Origin of the sequence: Leucobacter edaphi (genome assembly GCF_016522535.1) — a bacterium.
GTDB lineage: Bacteria > Actinomycetota > Actinomycetes > Actinomycetales > Microbacteriaceae > Leucobacter > Leucobacter edaphi.
This window is the reverse complement of sequence record NZ_JAEHOI010000002.1, coordinates 432,455-449,237: the sequence shown is the minus strand read 5'-3', so window position 1 is coordinate 449,237 and position 16,783 is coordinate 432,455. Positions and strand designations below refer to the sequence as shown.

Annotated in this window: 22 protein-coding genes; 6 read left to right on the top strand and 16 right to left on the bottom strand. The window is 65.6% G+C overall.

Going from position 1 to position 16,783, the window contains the following annotated elements:
• Nucleotides 1-39 precede the first annotated feature (39 nt).
• The gene (locus tag JD292_RS03445) at nt 40-750 is read left to right on the top strand and encodes an AAA family ATPase (protein WP_200131322.1); all 711 of its coding nucleotides are present in this window, start codon (nt 40-42) and stop codon (nt 748-750) included.
• A 32-nt stretch (nt 751-782) separates the two neighbouring features.
• On the opposite strand, the gene JD292_RS03440 is transcribed toward JD292_RS03445, so the two are convergent.
• The gene (locus JD292_RS03440; protein ID WP_200131321.1) at nt 783-1,346 is read right to left on the bottom strand and encodes a TetR/AcrR family transcriptional regulator; all 564 of its coding nucleotides are present in this window, start codon (nt 1,344-1,346) and stop codon (nt 783-785) included.
• A gap of 53 nt (nt 1,347-1,399) precedes the next feature.
• Here JD292_RS03440 and JD292_RS03435 point away from each other — a divergent pair, with 53 nt between their 5' ends.
• Nucleotides 1,400-2,137, top strand: coding sequence for an MBL fold metallo-hydrolase (locus JD292_RS03435; protein WP_200131320.1), 738 nt, complete (start codon nt 1,400-1,402; stop codon nt 2,135-2,137).
• Nucleotides 2,138-2,194: 57 nt separating this feature from the next.
• Nucleotides 2,195-2,722, top strand: coding sequence for a hypothetical protein (locus JD292_RS03430; protein WP_200131319.1), 528 nt, complete (start codon nt 2,195-2,197; stop codon nt 2,720-2,722).
• A gap of 40 nt (nt 2,723-2,762) precedes the next feature.
• Here JD292_RS03430 and JD292_RS03425 read toward each other — a convergent pair whose 3' ends face one another.
• Nucleotides 2,763-3,269 (bottom strand): hypothetical protein, encoded by a 507-nt coding sequence (locus tag JD292_RS03425; RefSeq protein ID WP_200131318.1) that lies wholly within the window; start codon nt 3,267-3,269, stop codon nt 2,763-2,765.
• Nucleotides 3,270-3,661: 392 nt separating this feature from the next.
• A complete protein-coding gene (locus JD292_RS03420; protein ID WP_233613448.1) occupies nt 3,662-4,552 on the bottom strand; it encodes an NADP-dependent oxidoreductase in 891 nt (296 codons plus the stop codon).
• A 146-nt stretch (nt 4,553-4,698) separates the two neighbouring features.
• On the opposite strand from JD292_RS03420, the gene JD292_RS03415 reads away from it, so the two are divergent.
• Nucleotides 4,699-5,106 carry a winged helix-turn-helix transcriptional regulator gene (locus JD292_RS03415; RefSeq protein WP_200131316.1) on the top strand — a complete coding sequence of 136 codons (408 nt, stop codon included), beginning with the start codon at nt 4,699-4,701 and terminating at the stop codon, nt 5,104-5,106.
• Nucleotides 5,107-5,139: 33 nt separating this feature from the next.
• On the opposite strand, the gene JD292_RS03410 is transcribed toward JD292_RS03415, so the two are convergent.
• From JD292_RS03410 to JD292_RS03400, 3 genes are all read right to left on the bottom strand, one after another.
• Nucleotides 5,140-5,778, bottom strand: a complete 639-nt coding sequence (locus JD292_RS03410) for a class I SAM-dependent methyltransferase (protein ID WP_200131315.1) — start codon at nt 5,776-5,778, stop codon at nt 5,140-5,142.
• Nucleotides 5,768-6,160 carry a DUF3021 family protein gene (locus JD292_RS03405; protein ID WP_200131314.1) on the bottom strand — a complete coding sequence of 131 codons (393 nt, stop codon included), beginning with the start codon at nt 6,158-6,160 and terminating at the stop codon, nt 5,768-5,770. The genes JD292_RS03410 and JD292_RS03405 overlap by 11 nt, the downstream gene beginning before the upstream one ends.
• Nucleotides 6,161-6,226: 66 nt before the next feature.
• Nucleotides 6,227-6,652, bottom strand: a complete 426-nt coding sequence (locus tag JD292_RS03400; protein ID WP_200131313.1) for a hypothetical protein — start codon at nt 6,650-6,652, stop codon at nt 6,227-6,229.
• Nucleotides 6,653-7,315: 663 nt separating this feature from the next.
• Here JD292_RS03400 and JD292_RS03395 point away from each other — a divergent pair.
• Nucleotides 7,316-8,056 carry an alpha/beta fold hydrolase gene (locus JD292_RS03395; protein WP_200131312.1) on the top strand — a complete coding sequence of 247 codons (741 nt, stop codon included), beginning with the start codon at nt 7,316-7,318 and terminating at the stop codon, nt 8,054-8,056.
• A gap of 297 nt (nt 8,057-8,353) precedes the next feature.
• Here the strand turns inward: JD292_RS03395 and JD292_RS03390 are convergent, their stop codons facing one another.
• The 3 genes from JD292_RS03390 to JD292_RS03380 all read right to left on the bottom strand — a co-directional run bounded on the left by JD292_RS03390 (nt 8,354) and on the right by JD292_RS03380 (nt 9,677).
• The gene (locus tag JD292_RS03390) at nt 8,354-9,016 is read right to left on the bottom strand and encodes a hypothetical protein (protein WP_200131311.1); all 663 of its coding nucleotides are present in this window, start codon (nt 9,014-9,016) and stop codon (nt 8,354-8,356) included.
• Between the two features lie 3 nt (nt 9,017-9,019).
• Nucleotides 9,020-9,388: a hypothetical protein gene (locus tag JD292_RS03385; protein WP_200131310.1), complete on the bottom strand. Its 369-nt coding sequence runs from the start codon at nt 9,386-9,388 to the stop codon at nt 9,020-9,022.
• Nucleotides 9,389-9,581: 193 nt separating this feature from the next.
• Nucleotides 9,582-9,677: a zinc finger domain-containing protein gene (locus JD292_RS03380; protein ID WP_200131309.1), complete on the bottom strand. Its 96-nt coding sequence runs from the start codon at nt 9,675-9,677 to the stop codon at nt 9,582-9,584.
• A gap of 411 nt (nt 9,678-10,088) precedes the next feature.
• On the opposite strand from JD292_RS03380, the gene JD292_RS03375 reads away from it, so the two are divergent.
• Nucleotides 10,089-11,333, top strand: coding sequence for a Fic family protein (locus JD292_RS03375; RefSeq protein ID WP_233613440.1), 1,245 nt, complete (start codon nt 10,089-10,091; stop codon nt 11,331-11,333).
• Between the two features lie 19 nt (nt 11,334-11,352).
• On the opposite strand, the gene mutM is transcribed toward JD292_RS03375, so the two are convergent.
• The 7 genes from mutM to JD292_RS03340 all read right to left on the bottom strand — a co-directional run bounded on the left by mutM (nt 11,353) and on the right by JD292_RS03340 (nt 16,747).
• Nucleotides 11,353-12,435, bottom strand: a complete 1,083-nt coding sequence (gene mutM, locus JD292_RS03370) for a bifunctional DNA-formamidopyrimidine glycosylase/DNA-(apurinic or apyrimidinic site) lyase (protein WP_200131307.1) — start codon at nt 12,433-12,435, stop codon at nt 11,353-11,355.
• 1 nt (nt 12,436) lies between these two features.
• Nucleotides 12,437-13,180, bottom strand: coding sequence for a ribonuclease III (rnc, locus tag JD292_RS03365; protein ID WP_200131306.1), 744 nt, complete (start codon nt 13,178-13,180; stop codon nt 12,437-12,439).
• Nucleotides 13,181-13,190: 10 nt separating this feature from the next.
• Entirely contained in the window at nt 13,191-13,394 is a 204-nt protein-coding gene (gene rpmF / locus JD292_RS03360; RefSeq protein ID WP_200131305.1) for a 50S ribosomal protein L32, read from the bottom strand.
• A gap of 11 nt (nt 13,395-13,405) precedes the next feature.
• Nucleotides 13,406-13,960: a YceD family protein gene (locus JD292_RS03355; protein ID WP_200131304.1), complete on the bottom strand. Its 555-nt coding sequence runs from the start codon at nt 13,958-13,960 to the stop codon at nt 13,406-13,408.
• Nucleotides 13,960-14,454 carry a pantetheine-phosphate adenylyltransferase gene (gene coaD, locus JD292_RS03350; RefSeq protein WP_200131303.1) on the bottom strand — a complete coding sequence of 165 codons (495 nt, stop codon included), beginning with the start codon at nt 14,452-14,454 and terminating at the stop codon, nt 13,960-13,962. The genes JD292_RS03355 and coaD overlap by 1 nt, the downstream gene beginning before the upstream one ends.
• 81 nt (nt 14,455-14,535) lie before the next feature.
• Nucleotides 14,536-15,237: a response regulator gene (locus JD292_RS03345; RefSeq protein WP_200131302.1), complete on the bottom strand. Its 702-nt coding sequence runs from the start codon at nt 15,235-15,237 to the stop codon at nt 14,536-14,538.
• A 112-nt stretch (nt 15,238-15,349) separates the two neighbouring features.
• Nucleotides 15,350-16,747 carry a sensor histidine kinase gene (locus JD292_RS03340; protein WP_200131301.1) on the bottom strand — a complete coding sequence of 466 codons (1,398 nt, stop codon included), beginning with the start codon at nt 16,745-16,747 and terminating at the stop codon, nt 15,350-15,352.
• Nucleotides 16,748-16,783 lie beyond the last annotated feature (36 nt).

The window sequence follows — 16,783 nt, the reverse complement described above, 5'->3', positions numbered from 1 at the left end:
CCGGCGCGCCGCTGAAGCGCCGGACGTAGACTGAGCGCCATGTTCGGGACGCCCACCCTTCCCATTCGCCGCGTCGAGGAGCATCGCCTGGCCCCGCTCGAGCGAGATCAGTGGCCGGCGTGGGTGCCCGCGGTGCGGCAACTCCTCGACGAGGGGCTCGATCTCGGACCGTTGACCATCCTCGCGGGCGAAAACGGTTCGGGGAAGTCCACGATCCTCGAAGCGATCGCCGAGGCCTTCGGCCTGAACGCCGAGGGCGGAACGCGGAACGCGATGCACCGCACCCAGCGCACCGAGTCGGGTCTTGCCGAGAACCTGCAGTTGGTGCGCGGCGCCGGAGCATCGAAGAAGGGGGTATTCCTGCGGGCCGAGACCATGCACGGCCACCTGGCTTACCAGTCGGAGATCAACGGCGGCCGGCACAACTTCCAGAGCCACGGCGAATCGTTCATCGAGTTCTTCAGCTCGCGGAGCATGATCCGCGGACTCTGGTTGTTCGACGAGGCCGAATCAGCGCTCTCGTTCACCGGCTGCCTCGCGCTCGTCGCCCACATCACCGGGCTGATCGAAACGGGATCACAGGTCATCGTCTCGACCCACTCCCCGATCCTCGCGGCGATTCCCGGGGCGGAGATTCTCGAGCTCGACGAACACGGCTTCCACCGTTGCGAATACGACGATCTCGAGCTGGTGCGCAGCTGGCGTCAGTTCCTAGATGGCCCGGATCGGTTCTTGCGGCATCTGGGGTGATTGTGGCGCGTGCGGCCGTCAGTCGGCCCGCTTCACCGTCCGGACTCGGCTGCACGACCCCGCGACGCGATCCCGTCGATGACCGCCGCGAGCCCGTACTCCCAGGCGCGCTCAACATCCCCGCCCAGATTGAAGCTCCCGCCCAGCTCCATCGCGATGAACCCCGTGGTCCAGGCGGTGAGCGTGCGCGCGGCTTCCAGGGCCTCCGCCTCGCCCGCGAGGGTTCCGGCGTGGCGCAGCACTTCCTCGCTCGCGCGCGCGAGGAGATCCTGATCAACGTCGGGATTCACTGTCCCGGGCGTCATCATGAGCCGGAACGCGGCCGGACGCTCGTGCGCGAAGGCGCGGAAGCGAGCGGCCAGCGCACGGGCATCCTCACTCCCTCGGAATCGGTCTTCGAGTTCGGCCATTCCAGCCTCGTTCACGAGCCTGATCAGCTCGTCCCGGTTGCGGACTCGCTTGTAGAGCGAGGGCGCGCGGACCCCCACGCGCTGCGCAATGGACTGCATGGTGAGCCCGTCGATCCCGTCGGCCTCGAGGATCTCTCGCGCGGCGAGCACGATGGCGTCGAGTGAGGTCTTGTCTGGTGCGGCCATACCTCAACTATAGCTATTGACATTAGCCATGATGGCTATGTAGCGTAGCCATCATGAAGCTGGACACCTCACTCCACCGGATCGGTAACGACATCATCGCCGCATATCTCGTCGTCACTCCCGAGGGCGTCACCGTCATCGACGCGGGGCTCGCGGGCCACTGGGGCGACTTCCTCACGGAGCTCGCCGCCGCAGGCAAGACGGTCGCGGACGTGCGGGGGCTGGTCCTCACGCACGGGGACGCCGATCACGTCGGCTTCGCAGAGCGTTTGCGTCGCGAGCACGGCGTCCCCGTCTACGCGCATGAGGCGGATGCCTCGCGGGCGCAGGGCGGACCGAAGCCGAAGAACGCGAAGCAGTCCCTGAAGCTCGGCCCGCTCCTGCGCTTCCTCGCCTACTCGATCCGAAAGGGCGGGCTGCGCACCACCTGGCTCACCGAGGTGCTCGAGATGCGCGACGGCGAGACGCTGCCGCTTCCCGGCTCGCCGCGGATCATCGGGCTCCCCGGCCACTCGGAGGGGAGCGTAGCGATCTCGGTCCCCGCCGTCAACGCCGTGTTCGTCGGCGACGGCTTCACGACCCGCAACGTCCTCACGGGCGCGACCGGACCGCAGCCCGCGCCCTTCACCGACGAACCCGAGCGGGCGATCGCCTCCCTCCGCCGGATCGCGGACACCGGCGCGAAGTGGGTGCTCCCCGGGCACGGTGCCCCCTGGAGCGGCGGCGTCGAGGCGGCGATTGCGGCGACCGTGGCCGCTGCCGCTGCCGCGGATGAGCCCAAGGATTCATAGGCACCCCTCCCCGATTTTCACCCGCCACGTTCAGATTCGCGTGGTTACGATACCCGCATGACCCCCACCCGAATCGTGATGACCGCACTCGGAACTCTCGCGGTGCTCGTCTACGCCGCATATGGCGCATTTCTGATGAACGAGGGCGAGGTCGTTGCGGCGAGCGAGCGACCACTGCAGGAGACGATCGCGGCAATGGAAGCGGCCGGTCAGCCGTACACGCCCGTTCCCGGAATCATCTTCGCGACCCTCGGGGCCGGCCTCGCGCTCGGGTGTGCCGTTCTCACGCTCGCGCCCCGCGTCAGACTGTCGGGCTGGTTCTCGCTGTCGATCCTCGGCGCCATCCTCGCCTGCGGTGCCGTCGCCTACTTCTTTACCTCGTTCACGAACATGAACTCCGTTGGCGACACGTTCGCCGATTGGAACGCCGACGCGGCCTTCGCACTGGCGGTGCCGCTCTATCTTGCGAGCGGGGTCGCCGCGCTCGTCTCGATCGCGGCCCTGATCGTCGGCACCGTGCAGTCTGTGCGCCGCCGCCCGTCTTCGGGTCCGGTCCCAATGCCCGTGCGAGCCGTCGGCGCGTAGCCGTCCGAAACAATCCCGCGCTACTCAACCCGGGAACCACTCACCGAGGCGTGCGCGCCGCCCGTTCCAGGTCCCGCTGGAGCCGAGGCTTCCGCCACCGCCCCACCTCCGAGAACCACTGCGTGAACGGGTAGGACAGCCGCACCACGAAGTAGTTGAGGTACTCGAATACGCCGAACGCCCACACGAGGAGCACGACGATCCCCCACGCGGTGATCGTGGGGAACCAGATCAGGATGCCCGCGAGCCCGCCGAACAGGAGCACCACGTTGAGCACGCGGAGCACACGGAAGAGCAGTGCCAGGGATCCCGGCATCGCCGAGCGTCCTACCCACGTCCGCGCGAGCAGCCAGTACGCGCCGCCCTGAAACAGGATCGCGAGGAGCGGGACGAGCGCCGCCCACAACGCATACGCGTCGCGTGCGGTGTCGAGCCGGGGCATGATCGAGAAGCGGGCGACCCCGAAGAACACCGCGACGGCGAACCACTCGCCAATCCCGAGGTTCAGGTACTGGCGTCGCGCCGTTGCAACTCGCTCATTCGTCATTGAGTGGATTGTATCGCCGGCGCGGCTCGAGAGCCGCGAGGACTCCCCGGCCGATCATCGCGAGGATCGGGGCTTTCCGATCCGAGCACACTGCAACGGCGCGTTCCGATCCGGATCGCCGAGATCGACCCGTGCGCCCGGCCAAGGCGAGCGCCGTATGGGCTTCTCTCCGGTCGGCAGAATCGCCGACGCCGGCGGCGTGCACTCGCTCACCCTGCTCACCGGTGCTCCGCCGGATCCGAGCGACGAAAAGGATGAGGAGCGTCCGCAAGAGAAACGCAAGAGAACCCCGAGGCGAATGCTCCGGGGTTCTCTGTGGTCAGGACTCAGTTGCGCTGCCCGCGGGCTTCCGTCGGCGCGGGTACTTCAGCTCCGTGACGCATGCTCGCCCGTTACGGGGTGAGCACAATGCGGCCTCGCACGTTCCCCGCTTCGAGCAGGCGGTGCGCGGTGACAGCTTCCTCCAGTGGCAGAGTGGCATGAACCCGCGGCGTAATGTGCCCGTTTGCCGCGTCGAAGAGCAACTGCGCCAGGCCGGATCCGTCGGGTGCCACCATAACCGCTTCGCTCTTGATGCCGCGGAAAGCCTCGGGAACCGCGGGCGGAATCACGCCAACGTAATGGCCATCATCAACAATGCTTGGGAGAACCTCCGGGCCGATCGCCGCCGCATCAAGTGCGGCATCGAAGGTCGACGAGGTGGGAAGCGTATCGATGAAGGATGCACCTGTGCCTGCGACGAACGCCTCGTCCGAGGACCTGGCAAGGCCAGTCACCCGGAATCCGAGTCGGACGGCAAGCTCGCACGCGTAGCCACCGACAGCGCCACCCGCGCCCGTGACCAGGAGGTGGCGCCCGTTCGGGGCGCCGAGCAGAGCGAGAGCTTGCCGCGCCGTGAGCGCGTTCAGCGGGATTGTCGCTGCAAGCACCTCGTCGAGACCGGCTGGTACCTGTGCAAGATCCGCTGCGTTCACGATAATCGCTTCCGCGCACGCGCCCGGGCCGCGGTCGACCCCATCGACGAGCGCTGCGACACGCTCCCCGCCCGCGAACCCATCGACCCCTTCACCCACCGCGTCGATGACCCCGACGACGTCCCAGCCCAGTCCGACTTCAGGCGATGAAATCCAGCCAAGCTCGTGGTACATGCCGCTCCGCGTCTGCAGATCGACAGGATTCACTGTCGCTGCTTCCACCCTGACTCGCACTTCTCCGGGACCCGGGCTGGGGACCGGAACGTTCACGAGCTCGATCGCATCCGGACCCCCGGGCGTCCGAACCATTGCCGCTCTCATCGTGCTTTCTCCCACCTGTTTCTCCATTCTGGGGGCCGTGTGACCGCTCCTGGTACCATCCTTCTCAACGCACTCTCTCTTGGGAAGTAGGCACCTGAAGGTGCGTTGGTTACCGATCATGCGCAAGGAGAGAGATGGCAACCAAGACAGCAGCCGAACGTCGAGCCGACGCGAAACTCGAGTACGACGCCTACCTGGCCGGATGCCCGAGCCGGCAGTTGCTCGATGCGCTGGGCGACAAGTGGGTTGTGCTGACTCTCTCCGCGATTTCTGACGGCCCGCAACGATATTCAGATGTTCGGCGGCGGATAGCGGGCATCAGCCAGAAAATGCTGACCCAGACCCTCCGCCGCCTTGAACGCGACGGGGCCCTCACCCGCACTGTAGAAGCAACCGTGCCCGCAACGGTCACCTACACGATCACCCCACTCGGTCTATCGCTGTTCGAGGTCGTGCAACCGATCAAACGGTGGGCCGAAGCCAACATGCTCGAAGTGCTGACCGCACGTGACGCATACGACGCAGCACGCACGACGTCCTAGATATCCCGGGCCGAAGCCCGGAACCATACAGCGTCATTCGATCCGCGACCGGATCGCCGAGATCGACCCGTGCGCCCGGTCGGGCCGCCCCTGACGCGTTTCCGTCTCTCGGACCGCGAATCCAGCAGCTTCGACACGCGCCGCAAGCTGCTCAACTGGCCAGAAGTAGGCGGGAGCAATCGCGTGCTCGAACCGTCCCGGCTCGGTTGCCGTGAAGAACCCGAGCAGCAGTCCCCCGCCTGGCCGAATCACGCGGGCGAACTCGACAAGCGCTCGGTCGATGTCTGCGGGCGGCATGTGGATCAGGGAATACCAGGCGAGCACCCCGCCGATCGCGCCGTCGGCTTCATTGAGCGATTCGCCACGTCCGAGGCGGAAACTCGACTCGGGGTAGCTGGCTTCTGCCAGCGCAACGAACTCGGGGACAGGCTCAACGCCCTCCACCCGCACGCCGCGCTGACTCAACCAGTCGGTCCACTGACCTGGTCCGGATCCGACGTCGAGCACCCGGCCCGCGATCCCCCTCGCCCACCGCAGCACGCAGTCGAGATCTGCCTGGTCGACGTGCTCCATGCGCCCGACCGCGGAAACATACTCCTCGGCGCGTGCGCCGTACGATGCGAAGACGCGCTCGTCTGCGGCTTCCCCGCTCGGTCGTTGTTCAGCGGTCATTTCCGAGGAACTTCCCTTTGGCCTTGCTCTTGTTCGCATAGTGCATCACGATCAGGGCGATTGACCAGCCCGCGATCCCCAGGCTCACGGTCGCCCCGAGGAGCGCGACGATCCCGGCCTCGGTGCTGAGATTGAACCAGCCCGCGACCACGAGACAGGGCAGCAGGATCGCGAGCATCGTGACCGTATGAACCAGCAGGCGCACCAGCACCGGCCAGCGCGCGATGTCGAAGATCGCCGTGCCAGTGAGCCCGGCGCCAAGGATCACCCCCGCGACCCGAGCGAGCACGGCGAGGTCGGGATCCGAGATGGAAAAAGAGAGCGCGACAAGGATCGCGAACACCCAGAGACCGGCGACGATCAACCAGAAGCTCCACCTCACAACGACAGCGTAACGTGGTGCGCACGGGGAGAACAGGGGCCCGCCGCTGCCAGTCGCTCGCCCGGTCTATTCGCGATAGTGGTCGGCGAGTCGCTGCGCCGCGGTGGCTGCGTCGAGTCCGGCGATCTCTTCGTCCGTGGCGCCGATCTCCACGAGGAGCCGGTACAGGTGCAGGGGAAGCGCCGAGCGGGGCCTGACTACCTCCGGCCCGCCCCGATCAGGAGTGATGGAGCGCAGGGCGCAGTCCCAGAACTCGGCGGGCGTCACCACCAACTGCTCGCGAAGGAAATGACCCCACACATTCGCGCCGCAGGTGGAGCCGTCGATCGGGCGCGAGATCCGTGTCCGCAGCACCCGCCCGCCCCAGAGCGCGAGCTCGTAGGTGCGGTGGTGAGTGGCCAGCTTTCCGATGGCGCCACGAATGAGCGTCCACTGCTCGACGGTGCAGAAATCGTCGTGGTGTTCGCTCGTGGGAGCAGGATACGTGCCCACCGTTATTCGCCGCTGGCTTCGATCCAGGACCGCAGCTCGTCATCGGTGGACAGCGTGATCAACTGTACGAGCGCCCAGTTCCCCCGGTGATTCGGAGCAGCACTCAGACGGGCCTCCCAGTCTTCCGCGTACTCACGGAGCTGGGTGATGAGATCGTCAAGCGCGGCATCGACGCTGGAGCCCTCGGAAACAACGGCCGATCACGAAGCGGGACCGCCCAGTGATCCTCTTCCCTGAACACCTCGGCACGCGCTTGCAGTGCCGACGCGAGGGAGTCCCGCAGCGGCGCGGCCGGCACGACCGCAGCGGTCTGCGAGAACCGGCGAAACGTTACCGCGCGCCCCCGCTCCGCGGAGTCGAGCACCGCACCGAGGTTCTTGCGGGCAGATGCCATCGATCCATAGTCCGGTACGAGGAGAAAGATGACCTTCCCTTCGCGGATCAGGATCCACAAGTTCGAAGGATGTACGTCGTGTACATCCAACTCGCGGTCGATGGGAAAGTCGATGGGGATCGTGCGGATCGCTCGCCCCAAAAGGCACGTGGCAGCATGCAGCACGCCCTTTGCAAGCCTCGAGCGTCTCCCTGCCCGGAGTACCGGCGCTCAAGGGCATGCGTCTCGCTGACGAGATAGGGGCGCCACTGCGTGGCTACCATGAAAAGGTGCACTGGAAAACCGAGGGCGAGGGGAAGCCCGTCCTGCTCCTACATGGTGGTGGTGTGTCGAGCTGGATGTGGCGCCCCCTACTCGACTTATCGGAAGGTAGTTTTCTGGCGATCGTGCCGGATCTTCCTGGGCACGGCCGAAGCACCGGAAAGACCTATAACACGCATGCGGAAGCGGTCGCCGAACTCGTAGCTTTGCTGGAAGAACTAGCACCGAGCGGGGCAATCGTCGTCGGGTTTTCACTTGGCGCCCAGCTCGCCACTGAGCTCGCGAGCGCGCATCCCGAGCTCGTCCATGGGGCGGTTATTGTGAGCTGCGAGGCGAAGCCAATGCGGGGACGCGGACTTGCTCTGACGTTGCTCAAATGGACGTTCCCACTCACACGCCTGAGGTGGTTCGCAAGGCTTCAAGCAAGGCAACTCGCGATCCCTGAGTTACTCATCGACGAGTTCGTGCACGAATGCAGAAAGATCGACGCAGACACGCTGCTGGCGAGCGTGGCCGAGAACATCAGCTACGAGTTGCCCCGCTCCTGGGCAAACTTCGCGAACCCTGTCAGCGTCCTCGTCGGAGCGAGGGAACGTCGCCTGATGCGCGACTCTGCGGCGCTGATTCAGGATTCACTTCCGTCTTCCAAACTCACCATCGTCAAGAACTCTGGTCATGACATCCCATTCACGAATCCGAAGCTTCTCGCCGCGACCATTCAGCGACTTGTTCGGGGAACCGGGTCTTGATGCTTCGTCCGGGGATTAGCCAGGAACTCAATCAGGGAGCAGCCGTTCAGCTCTGTAAGACGGCGCACGGAGATCGCCCGGGAGTGTTGAGGTGTGGCCTGCTTGCTTCATTCTTTTTCGATGCGACGGAAATCACCCCTAACGGACGAAACCAACTCGGAACCGGGACCGGTCTCGGGACCGAATGCTGACTTGCAATCAATCCCGCACTGCACCAAATCACTAGGTTCATCTGGAAGAAACTTTGATGGGCCCGAGCTCAAAGTTCGAGTCAAGCTCCTCTAAGCACCCCGTCCCCTATTTCCAAACCTCCACGGCTCCGACGTCCCAGAGTTCAATCTGCATCACACCGTTGTAGGAGGAAATCGTGCCGGTAGCACATACCTCCGTTCCGGTCGGCAGTGGCTCGACCCCGCCGACATCCCAGAGAACGATCGTGAAACGTGCGGGATCAGGATAGTCACGTCCGAGGTTCAAGAAGACATCGTCGTTGTCCGTGCGAGTCGACACGAGCGGACCGCACACCCGCTGCTCAGCGCCCAGGAAACCGGCCGCCACGTCCCACGAGAGACCACCAGCACGGCTCTCGCCGCGCTTCGTGGTTGATTCAACGCACTTACCATCGGCCCGAAGCAGATCAACTGCTTCTGGCCGAATTCTGGTGCCCCAGGTGGCACATGTCTCAAGCCGCCCGGAGGGTATTCCTCCACGAGATGAAAGATAATCAACCGCGACTTCATAGGCGTCCGGACAATAGTCAGCAAGGTATTGAAGATCGCTGTCAAGGTGCGATCCGGTGCTCCCCGAGCGCCCTTGCTGAATTGCTGAATTCAATGTTTGGTCGCAGGTTTGCTCCGGCTGAGGCGCCTCACTGGCATACCCGACACGACTGCATCCTCCCGCGGTCAACACGATCACGACAAATACGCCGACCAAAGACAACAAACGGAATTTCGCCATCGGTCAGCTCGCGAGGTCGCACGCCATCGCACTGTAGGAATGCAACGCTGGATCATCTGTTGCCGTGAAGTGGGAGTTCCCCTTCGGCTTGATCGTCAGACTTGCAAGGTGCGCACTTGGCATTGCTTTGTCGGCTTTGAGCGACACCAGGCTTCCATGACTGATCGTTGCATCAGCGTACATGCGGTTTCCGGCCTGATCGGTCAACACTTCATATTTCCCATCCGCGTTGACAAACACAGCCGTGCAACTATAGGAGCCGTCTTTCAAGCCAGCAAAGGACGACTGCGAATTAATCCACCAGATGCCCCCGATGCCAACGGCGACAATCACTGCGTAGGGTTTCCAAGTGCGCCAAACCGATTCACTCATTTTTACTTTCCAAAGCTAAGTTCAACAGGTTGCTGAGCACCAGCCTCGGAGCGCTCGAATGATCGCAGGCACGTCTCGCCCCTCTGCCAAAAGCGGACATAGAGCCAGGACTTATCTTAGCTGTGAATCTGCCGAATAGTTGGATTCACACCAAACTCCTTCAGAGTCCGAGGCGCATCTATGACGTACGTAATCATCTGCGTCGCTGACACCGTGTGCAGAAGTGCGATGAGCGACCGCCGATCACCAGACGCTCCATCAGAGTCCCGCAGCGTCTGCAGGGCTCCACGGTTTTTCGGTAGGCGTTGAGTGAGCGCGCGAAACACCCTCCCTATCCTCTCCTTATGCCTCCAGCTTTCAATTTGTCCTGTGGCACTGATGCAGGAGTAGGTGGCTGAACCGTCCCGGGTTTGATGACGCGTCCTTTTGAGTTGAGAGGTAGCTCCCAGGATTCTTGTCGAATCGGTCACAACCTGAAATATGACACTCGCTATTCCCACTTATGTGAACTAAAGCGAAATAGTTCGGCTCCGATTTCAGGTTGTGAGGCCCGCATGAACGAGACGCGTAGTCCCGCCACGCGTGAAGCTTCCGTACCCCTGCAGAGGCCCCGATTGAGCGCCACGGGGAGAAGATCGTCCCGTGGTCGCAAAAGGTACGGGACGGCGCTCGCGATGACCGGATGATGCGTGAAGTGACCATGAGCCTCCCCGCCAGGATTACTGGCCTCCAGTTCACCTTGCCGCCGGCCGCAACGGTAGCGTCTGACAAAGCCGTGGCCGCCATCACGCGCCTCGACTCTGAGCATGGCGAACATCTTGAAGCTCTCGCGGGGCTACTTCTGCGCGCGGAGTCCGTGGCCTCGTCGAAGACTGAAGATGTCGAGGCCTCAGCCGAAGACTTTGCCCGGGCCTTCTATGGCACTAAGTCGAACTCGTCTGCCACGTCGATGGTCGCTTCCACCCGCGCTCTGGGAGGACTCATCACAGAAGTCGGGGGAGGCGGTGCCATCACGTTGGAGAGCATCCTCGACGCCCACCGAGTACTCATGGCAGACGACCCAGGGGAATCGCACTATGCCGGACAGGTACGCGACATGCAGAACTGGATCGGAGGGTCAGACCATTCGCCTCGCGGCGCATCATACGTGCCGCCGCCGGCCGAGACAGTGCGGCCGTATCTTGAGGACCTCCTCGAGTTTGCCAATCGCGATGATGTCCCGGTGCTCGCGCAGGCGGCGATCATCCATGCACAGTTCGAATCGATCCATCCATTCACGGACGGCAACGGACGCATCGGACGCGCGCTCATCAACGCCGTACTGCGACGTCGCGGGGTCACGACAACCGTCGTGGTCCCACTCGCCTCAGCGCTTGTCGCCAAGAAGCCGACCTACTTCGACCTCCTCGCGGCCTTTCGCGAGGGTGACGCGGGGCCCATCATTCGCGCGTTCTCGCACGCAGCGGCCTCGTCTGCGCAGCAGGCAGTGGCCACAGCGCGCAGGCTGTCGGAACTGCCCGCCGAATGGAGCGACCAACTCCGCGAGGCTACCGGCCGCCAGCCACGCGCGGGGAGCGCCACAGTCGTGATCCTCGACCTGCTATTGCGCACGCCGTTCTTCACCGCCGAAGACATGAAACATCTCACCAACGCCTCCACCACGGCGGTGTACAAGGCGATCGCGGGGTTGACGGAGGCCGAAATCCTCAAGCCTCTGACGAACAAGAAGCGTGATCAGGTCTGGTGCGCGGCGGCGATCCTGGAAGAGCTCAATGACCTTGGGACCCGCATCGCGGCCGAAACGAACACAGATGATTTCTGGCTCGATACCCAAGGTACCGTGCAGCGATTCTTGCGCAGTTCGTGGTCGATTCGGTCCCGAAACATGGTGAGCGTTCGACAGCCGAGCGAGAATGCTCAGGGCACTGCTCCAAGCACCGAATGAGGTCAATCGGCGCAGTAACTCATCGCCGTTTCTGGCACACCGCGCAGTAATGCGCGGACCGGCCGCCCACCACGATCCGCCGGAGCAGACTAGCGCAGCGCGGGCACGGCTCGCCCCCGCGCCCATAGGCGTTCAGCGAGTGCGCAAAATAACCACCCTGCCCATTCACGTTCACGTACTGCTCGTCGAAGCTCGTTCCGCCCTCCGCGAGGGCCTGCGCGAAGACATCACGCATGTGCGCCAGCAGCTCAGTGAGGCGGCGCACGGAGATCGCGCGGCCCGCGGTTTCGGGGTGCAGGCGGGCGCGCCAGAGGGACTCGTCGGCGTAGATGTTGCCGACGCCGCTCACGAGCGACTGGTTCAGGATCAGGGATTTGATGCCGGATCCGCGGCCGCGGAGCGCCGCGATGAATGCCGCGTCGTCGAAGGACGGGTCGAGCGGGTCTCGCGCGATGTGCGCGGCCTGCGACGGCAGCAGCGGCGCGGAGAACGCGCCCAGCGCGGCGGCGGCGGTCTCCGGATCCGGATCGGCCGGATCCCTCCCCCGCAGCAACCCGGCCCCGGCGTATCCTGCGGGTGCGCCGTCGGCGGTCGGCTCGAGCGCGTCGATCGCGAGAGAGCCGAACAGCCGCTGATCGGCGAAGTCGAGGCGCAGCTCACCGTGGTCCGGGTGCTCGATCCAGAGGCGGATTCGCAGCTGGCGATCGTCCGCCGCGTCGACGGATCGCAGCAGCATCTGACCGCTCATGCCGAGGTGGGCGAGCAGCGCGGTCGTCGGCGCAACTGCGGGAGCGGGAGACACCGTGGAATCCCCTGCTCCCCCAACAGAACCGCCCGCGATCGGCACCCACAGGAACTTCCCGCGCCGCACCGGGCCGAGCAGCCGCGCCCCGGTGATGCGCCGCTCGAAGTCGGCGGCGCGCGCAGCGGCGGCTTCGACCGGCAGCGTGACGCCGTGCCCGCCGAGACCGTCGTCGCCGCCGAGTGGCACGTGTCGCTTCAGCGCGCGCCCGTCGAACACCTGGGCGCCCGTGACGATCGCTCCGGTGAGCGCCGGCGCGAGCCCCGCCCGCACCACCTCAACCTCGGGAAGTTCGGGCACGCTAGTTCTTCGGGCCGCCCAGCCGGGCCACGGCGTCGCGTGCGGCGGCCAGCTCGGCAGCCTTCTTGCTCGTGCCGCGCCCCTTGCCGGTCACGCCGTCGAGCGTGACGCGGGAGACGTAGCGGCGATCATGATCCGGACCGGATCCCTCGGTCTCGTATGGCGGATGCGGCAGACCGCGGCGCGCGGCCTCCTTCTGCAGCGAGGTCTTCGGATCGAGCGCCGTGGTGAAGCGGTTCGGATCGTCGAGCAGCGGCGCGACGAGGTCGAGCACGAAGCGGTTCGCGGTCGCCGGATCGGTCGACAGGAACACCGCCCCGATCACGGCTTCAACCGTGTCCGCGAGGATCGAGTCCTTATCGCGGCCGCCCGTCTGCTTCTCACCCTTGCCGAGCCGCAGCGACGCGCCGAGGCCGAGCCCGCGGGCCACCTCTGCGAGCGCGGCAGTCGAGACGAGCGCGGCGCGGCGCTTCGCGAGCTCACCCTCCGGCAGCTCCGGGTAGTCGCCGTACAGCTTCACCGTGACGGCCTGACCGAGGATCGAATCGCCGAGGAACTCGAGCCGTTCGTTGTGCGGCGTGCCGCCGTTCTCGTAGGCCCACGAGCGGTGGGTCAGGGCGAGTTCGAGCAGCGAAGGCTCAACCGCGACGCCGAAAGAATCGAGAAAGCCGCCGGGCTCACCCTGTGGCGACCCCGACGGCTTTCCCCCTTCGGCGGGCGGGAGCGAATCAACGTTCCCGTTCACACGAAACGACTTAAACGTCGGCGACCTTGCGGCCCTTGTACTCGAGGAAGAGGGCGTTGCCCTGCGAGTCCTCGACGACGCGAGCGCGGTGCGGGAGGCTGTAGACGGTGCGACCGTTCTCAACGGTCTTGACCAGCTTGGGGGCCTCGGCCTTCCACGCCGAACGGCGGTGACGGGTGTTCGAGCGCGACATCTTCCGCTTGGGAACAGCCATGGTGTTCTCTCCTACTTGCTTACGGATGCGGACTCGTCGTCCGCATCGGGTTCTTCATCAGCCTTGAAACCGGCCAGGGCTGCCCACCGCGGATCAACATCCGCAACAGGCGACTCTGCAGCCTCGGCCTCGCGCAGCTCACCGGACTCGGGATCGAGTCCCGGGCAGTCCGGGCGACACACAGGCTGGAACGGCAGTGCAAGCACTACCGCGTCTCGGAGCGGAGGTTCAAGATCCACGTGATCACCGTGAACCTCATACTCGTCGGCCTCCGTAGGAGTATACGCGAAAAGCTCCTGGAACTCGACTTGAAACGGCGTGGCGAATTCTTTGAGGCAGCGACCGCACTCGGCGTGGACCGTCGTCGAGACGTCGGCCGACACGAGGATCCCCTCGTGCACCGACTCGAGCCGGACGTCGAGATCCATGCGCTCACCGGCGCGAACCTCAGCGAGGCCCTCGCCGAGTTTCTCGGGGACGATCAGCTCGCGGGAACGCTCACGCATCTCCCCCGGCCGGTTGATCAGGTCCCGGATGTTCTCTTCGTATACGCGCGTCGTGCTCATCAGGCTGGCCTCGTCTTGTCGAGAAAACGGCCAACGGCCGCGGGAACGTAGGGCGAGACGTCGCCGCCGAGGGAGGCGACCTGGCGAACGAGCGTGCTCGAGACGTGGGCGTGCTGCGGATCGGGCAGCATGAACACGGTCTCGACGTTGGCGAGGCTGCGGTTCATGAGCACCATCGGGGTTTCGTAGGAGACGTCGATCTGCGAGCGGATGCCCTTCACGAGCACGCTCGCCCCGACCTCGGTGCAGTAGTCGACCAGCAGGCCCACCGACCAGGAAGCGACGAGGATGTTGTCCGGCATCTCCGGATCCTCGTCGATCGACTTCTGGATCAGCGCGACGCGCTCCGTGATCGGGAGCATCGCGTTCTTGCCGGGATTGTGGACGACAAGGACGTGGACCTGATCGAAGATCCCGGCGGCACGGCGGATCACGTCGAGATGGCCCAGTGTCACCGGATCGAATGACCCGGGTACGACGGCGATTCTGCTCATGCCTCTAGCCTACGGCCTCGGGCCAGCACTTTTCTGAGGCGGCACGCTCCCGGGTTGCGCGGGTGGCGAACTCGCCGCCTGCTACAGGCCGTGCTGCTTCGCGAAGATCACGGCGTGCACGCGGTCGCGGAGCTGGAGCTTCGCGAGCACGCGTCCGACGTGCGTCTTCACCGTCGACTCGGAGAGGAACAGTTCCCCGCTGATCTCGGCGTTGTTGCGCCCCTCCGCGATGAGCTTGAGCACCTCCGTTTCACGCTCGGTCAGCACCTCGAGCGCGGGATCGGGCTCGCCGGATCCCGCCTGAGCGATGCCCGCAAAGCCGACCGGCTCCCCGCCCGCGTTGCGGAGCTGCTCCATGAGGCGCCTGGTGACGCTCGGCGCCATCGTCGCGTCACCGGCCGCGACGCGATGGATCGCGTCGACGAGCTCGCTCGGGCGGGCATCCTTGAGGAGGAATCCGCTCGCCCCGGCCTGGATCGCGCCCGCCGCGTACTCGTCGAGGTCGAAGGTCGTGAGCACGATCACGCGCGTCGCCGGATGGCGGGCGACGATCCTCGTGGTCGCCTCGATCCCGTTCATTCCCGGCATGCGAACGTCCATGAGCACGATGTCGCAGCCGGAGCCTTCCGCAGCGAGGCGGTCGAGCACGGCGAGCGCGTCAATGCCGTCCGATGCCTCCGCGACCACTTCCATGCCGGGCTCGGCGAGCAGAACGAGCTTGAATCCGGTGCGGATCAGCTCCTGGTCATCGACGAGCATGATCCGGATCGTGCTCTCGCTCATTGCGCCTCCCTCATCGTGCGGTGCGTTCGGCGCCGCTGTAGTTCCATTCTGCCTGCCCGATCGGGGCCGGGGCGCCGCAGGGCGCGCAGGCCCACGCCCGGTGTTCCGGTCATCACGGGTTTTCTGGCGCCTGCGGATCCCCCCCAAGGAACACCGGCGCGCGTCGGCTGGCCGCGACCGGCAGTTCGGCCCAGAGTCGCCAGCCGCCGCCCTCAGCGGCCGGCACCGGACCCGATTCGATGCGCCCGCCGAACACGCGGGCGCGCTCGGCGAGGCCGGTGAGTCCGCGACCGGAGCCCAGCCCCTGCACGGGGAGGTCGGCGTTCGCGGGCCGGCCATAGTCCCGCACCTTCACCGTGGTCCGCATCGCTTCCTGCCTGATCGTCACCTCGACCCGCGCCCCGGTCCCCGCGTAGCGCAGCACGTTCGTGAGCCCCTCCTGCACGATCCGGTAGATCGCGAGTTCCTGGCCGCGATCGCCCGCTCCCTGCCCGTTCACCGTGCACTCGATCTCGAGACCGGCTCGACGGAAGCCCTCGACCAGGTCGTCGACCTGGTCGACGCCGGGCTGGGGCACCAGCTCTGCCTGTTCCTCGCCCGAGGAGTGGAGGGCGCCGAGCAGTCGCCTCATCTCCGTGAGCGCCGTCCTGCCCGTCTCGGCGCTGCGGCGCATCGCGTCGGCTGCCGCATCGGGAGCCGTCGCGGACGCGCGGGCGGCCCCCTCGGAGAGCGCGATCATGACCGAGACCGAGTGGGCGACGATGTCGTGCATCTCGCGAGCGATCCGCGATCGCTCCTCGGCGACCGCGAGCTGGGCGCGCTGATCCCGCTCCCTGGCGAGCTGGTGGGCCCGGTCGATGATCGCGGCGAGGTAGCGGCGCCGATTGCCGAGGTTGATGCCGAGCATGAGGATCGCGAGATACCAGACGGCGGTCATGACGATGATCAGGATCGAATCGTTTCCGGTGATCCCGGTTCCGATGCTCGTCGTCACCCCTTCGGTGCCGGTCCCGTCATTCACGCCGACACTCGGTCCCACCAGGGTCATTCCGCGGGGTCCCACGGGAACGTAGACCGCGAGCACCGCCCCGACGAGGGCAATCCCGTAGCCGAGCCAGCCGGCGCGCACACTGCGATACACCGGAACGGCGTAGATCATGAACAGCACGGCGACCGAGTTCGCCAGGTCTACGGCGCCCTGCGGCCCGAAGACCGCGAGCACCGCGACGATGAGGCCCGCGAGCGGGAACCGCCTGCGGAAGTAGAGCGCCGCGGCCACGGCGAGGGTGCGGATGACCGCGAACAGCAGGAGCGGCCAGGTCATCTGCGCCGGGTTCATGAACGGGGATGCCGGGTCGTTCACCAGAACCGTGACATCGATCAGGACGCCCAGTCCGGTTCCGATGAAGTACCAGATGACGATGAAGATATCGACGGCCCTCGGGTGCGCAGCGAGCGCCCGCCGGATCACTCCCGGCGGGCGCGGCAGGCGCACCTCGGCTTCGCTCATCACCCCCTCACCTTAGCCAAGCGCACCTGATCAAGC

Excerpts from the sequence above, each read along its gene's own strand:
- JD292_RS03445 (WP_200131322.1), top strand. The coding sequence starts at position 40 with ATGTTCGGGACGCCCACCCTTCCCATTCGCCGCGTCGAGGAGCATCGC.
- JD292_RS03440 (WP_200131321.1), bottom strand. The coding sequence starts at position 1,346 with ATGGCCGCACCAGACAAGACCTCACTCGACGCCATCGTGCTCGCCGCG.
- JD292_RS03435 (WP_200131320.1), top strand. The coding sequence starts at position 1,400 with ATGAAGCTGGACACCTCACTCCACCGGATCGGTAACGACATCATCGCC.
- JD292_RS03430 (WP_200131319.1), top strand. The coding sequence starts at position 2,195 with ATGACCCCCACCCGAATCGTGATGACCGCACTCGGAACTCTCGCGGTG.
- JD292_RS03425 (WP_200131318.1), bottom strand. The coding sequence starts at position 3,269 with ATGACGAATGAGCGAGTTGCAACGGCGCGACGCCAGTACCTGAACCTC.
- JD292_RS03420 (WP_233613448.1), bottom strand. The coding sequence starts at position 4,552 with ATGGTTCGGACGCCCGGGGGTCCGGATGCGATCGAGCTCGTGAACGTT.
- JD292_RS03415 (WP_200131316.1), top strand. The coding sequence starts at position 4,699 with ATGGCAACCAAGACAGCAGCCGAACGTCGAGCCGACGCGAAACTCGAG.
- JD292_RS03410 (WP_200131315.1), bottom strand. The coding sequence starts at position 5,778 with ATGACCGCTGAACAACGACCGAGCGGGGAAGCCGCAGACGAGCGCGTC.
- JD292_RS03390 (WP_200131311.1), bottom strand. The coding sequence starts at position 9,016 with ATGGCGAAATTCCGTTTGTTGTCTTTGGTCGGCGTATTTGTCGTGATC.
- JD292_RS03385 (WP_200131310.1), bottom strand. The coding sequence starts at position 9,388 with ATGAGTGAATCGGTTTGGCGCACTTGGAAACCCTACGCAGTGATTGTC.
- JD292_RS03375 (WP_233613440.1), top strand. The coding sequence starts at position 10,089 with ATGAGCCTCCCCGCCAGGATTACTGGCCTCCAGTTCACCTTGCCGCCG.
- rpmF (WP_200131305.1), bottom strand. The coding sequence starts at position 13,394 with ATGGCTGTTCCCAAGCGGAAGATGTCGCGCTCGAACACCCGTCACCGC.
- JD292_RS03355 (WP_200131304.1), bottom strand. The coding sequence starts at position 13,960 with ATGAGCACGACGCGCGTATACGAAGAGAACATCCGGGACCTGATCAAC.
- coaD (WP_200131303.1), bottom strand. The coding sequence starts at position 14,454 with ATGAGCAGAATCGCCGTCGTACCCGGGTCATTCGATCCGGTGACACTG.
- JD292_RS03345 (WP_200131302.1), bottom strand. The coding sequence starts at position 15,237 with ATGAGCGAGAGCACGATCCGGATCATGCTCGTCGATGACCAGGAGCTG.
- JD292_RS03340 (WP_200131301.1), bottom strand. The coding sequence starts at position 16,747 with ATGAGCGAAGCCGAGGTGCGCCTGCCGCGCCCGCCGGGAGTGATCCGG.